Here is a 2947-nt window from a genome sequence, read left to right as displayed (position 1 = left end):
GGCGGCGTGTCAGTCAACATTGATGTCATCTGACACGCCACCTTCGCGAGCAAGCCCGCTCCCACAGGTTCTGTGTTTTGTCAGCTCAACTCGCCGCAAAGGTCGAGTTCAACAAGCCGACGGACTTCGTCCGTTTCAAGCCCCGCCCCCAACAACCCGTGCAACTTGCCGAACGCCGCTTCACGGGTCATGCCGCCACCGGACAGCACACCGACACCGCGCAAGCGACTGCCGGCCTCATAGACGTCCAGCTCAACCCCGCCTTCGTGGCATTGCGTCACCGCGACCACGACCACGCCGTTATCCCGAGCACGGCCGAGGCTGGCGAGGAAATCCGGGTTGTCGCTCGGCCCGGTGCCGCTGCCGTAGCATTCCAGCACCAGACCTTGAATGCCGCTGTCGAGCAGGCCATCGAGGATCTCGGCACCGATGCCGGGGAACAGCGGCAACACGGCAACCTTCGCCAGTTGTTTTGCCTGGTTGTAGTTCAACGCTGTTGGCAGCGAAGTGGCTTTCACACCACCGCCCTGACGCTCCAGGCGCTTGAACGGATGACGGCCAAAACTGCGAACCTTGGCGCAACGGGTCGGGTCCAGCAGTTCGCCGTGGAAGTACAGATGCACACCCGGCGCGAGGCCCTGGCCCAGTGCAACCAGCGCGCCGCCGAGGTTCTCCCAGGCGTCGCTGTCGGCGACGCCTGCCGGCAGCATGGAGCCGGTAAAACACACGCGGGCCTGCAGGCCGAGCAACTGGAAGCTCATGGCGGCGGCACTGTAGGCCAGCGTGTCGGTGCCGTGCAGGATCAGCACGCTGTCGCAGCCCTGAACATCCACCGCATCGACCACCGCTTCACGCAACTGCTGCCAGTACGTCGGGGTCATATTGGCGCTGTCGATCAGCGGCGACATCTCGCGAAAACGCCACTGCGGCACGACAAGTTCGGGCTGGCTGTGCAGGTACTCGCGCATCCGCGCTTCAAAACCGGACGCTGGTGCCAGGCCGTGGGCGCTGGCCTGCATGCCGATGGTGCCACCGGTGTAGAGCACCATGACGTGCTGGGCGGCAGGGTAGGTCGACGAATTCATGGAGGTGCTCCGAGAACGGTGAGTTCCTGTGGGAGCGAGCCTGCTCGCGAAAGCGGTGTGTCAGTCGACATCAATTTCGAATGTCAGTCCGCATTCGCGAGCAGGCTCGCTCCCACAAGGGATTGTGCACTTTAACCGATCAGCGTTGCGCTGCGGTCACGCCTTGCGGCTCAGCCTGATACTGAACGGCGGCTGGCGGGTTGGCCGGCCATGCCTGGCGATCCAGATCCAGGTCCGGGAACTTCGCGGAATCGAACACCGGGGTCTTGATGCCGGCGGCGCGCTGGTCATCGTAGTCACGCAGGATGCGCATGCCGACCTTGAACAGCAGGAACAGCGCGATCAGGTTGACGAACGCGAGCATGGTCATGGTGATGTCGGCGAAGGCAAATACGGTACCGAGGTTTTCGATGGCGCCCCAGAAGATCAGCACCAGTACCAGCGCGCGATAGCCCATCAGCGCCTTGCGGTTTTCACCGATCAGAAAGCGCAGGTTGCTCTCGCCCAGGTAGTAGTTGTAGAGGATCGAGGTGAACACGAACAACGCCAGGGCCACGGAGATGAACATCCGCCCCCAGTCACCGACCACGGCGGCCAGGGAGTTCTGGGTCAGGGCAATGCCGTCGCCTTCGAAGCCCGGGGTGTAGAAGCCCGAAAGCAGGATCAGCAATGCGGTGCAGGTGCAGATCACGAAGGTATCGAGGAACACGCTGAACGCTTGAACCACGCCTTGCGCCACCGGGTGCTCGACCGCTGCTACAGCCGCCACGTTAGGCGCGCTGCCCAGGCCTGCTTCGTTGGCGAATACGCCACGTTTCACGCCCATGACGATGGCGCTGCCGATCAGGCCGCCGAAGGCCTGGTCCAGACCGAAGGCGCTCTTGACGATGGTCATCAGCATGCCCGGCACCTGGTCGAATTGCAGCACGATCACGTAGATGGTCACACCGATATACACCAGGGTTTTCACCGGTACCAACAGGTCGGCGACCTTGGCGATGCGCTTGATCCCGCCGATGAACACCAGACCCAGCAGCACGGCCAGACCGATGCCGGTGTAAGTGGTGTCGAGGCCGAACGCGTTGTTCAGCGAATGCGTCACGGCGTGGGCTTGCAGGCCGTTGAAGGCGAAGCCGAACGTCACCAGCAACAGGAACGCCATGAGCATGCCCAGCCAGCGTTTCTGCAGACCGTGCTGGATGTAGTAGGAGGGGCCGCCCCGGAAGGTGCCGTCGGAGTCAGTGCGTTTGTACAGCTGACCGAGGGAGCATTCGAAGAAGCTGCTGGACATGCCGACCAGTGCGGTCACCCACATCCAGAACACCGCGCCAGGCCCACCGAGTGTCACGGCGATGCCGACCCCGGCAATGTTGCCCGCGCCGACGCGGCCGGCGAGGCTGAGCATCAGTGCCTGGAACGAACTCAGTTGCCCGGCGCTGCTTTTGAGGCTGTCGCGGAACACCGCGAACATGTGGAAGAAGTGACGCAATTGAACGAAACGCGAGCGGATCGTGAAGTAGCTACCGAGCCCGACAATGAGCACGATCAGTACTTTCCCTGAGAGGAAGTCGTTAATGACTTCGAGCATGGATTATTCCTCGCTGTTTTTTGTGTTGGCAAATGCTTGCCGGGCAGACACATCGAGTTACACCGGTGTGCGCACGGCACAACGGGCGGTTCGAAGTTCGTCCCGGTTTCATATCGCGGGTTTGTTATTAGTTCGGGTTTCGCATGGGTTGTGGTCTCGCTACCGACGACCGCTCACGCGAAGAGGGGCGGCACTATACCGATGCTTTCCTGTGGGAGCGAGCTTGCTCGCGATGGCGGTTGCTCATTCAGCCTATGTGTCGACTGACTGGACG

Annotated in this window: 2 protein-coding genes; both read right to left on the bottom strand. The window is 62.0% G+C overall.

All coding sequences use genetic code 11. The features are described 5' to 3' along the window. Nucleotides 1-80 precede the first annotated feature (80 nt). Complete coding sequence (locus AC07YV_RS29795) at nt 81-1085, bottom strand: asparaginase (protein ID WP_102702832.1); 1005 nt, start codon at nt 1083-1085, stop codon at nt 81-83. A gap of 139 nt (nt 1086-1224) precedes the next feature. Further along, entirely contained in the window at nt 1225-2673 is a 1449-nt protein-coding gene (locus AC07YV_RS29790; protein WP_102702833.1) for an alanine/glycine:cation symporter family protein, read from the bottom strand. Nucleotides 2674-2947 lie beyond the last annotated feature (274 nt).

The sequence above is a fragment of the Pseudomonas sp. GW456-E7 genome (assembly GCF_059424105.1).
This window is presented reverse-complemented; position numbering and strand designations above follow the sequence as displayed.

Bases quoted from the DNA above. Each gene is read 5' to 3' on its own strand.
- AC07YV_RS29795 (WP_102702832.1), bottom strand. From the start codon at position 1,085: ATGAATTCGTCGACCTACCCTGCCGCCCAGCACGTCATGGTGCTCTAC.
- AC07YV_RS29790 (WP_102702833.1), bottom strand. From the start codon at position 2,673: ATGCTCGAAGTCATTAACGACTTCCTCTCAGGGAAAGTACTGATCGTG.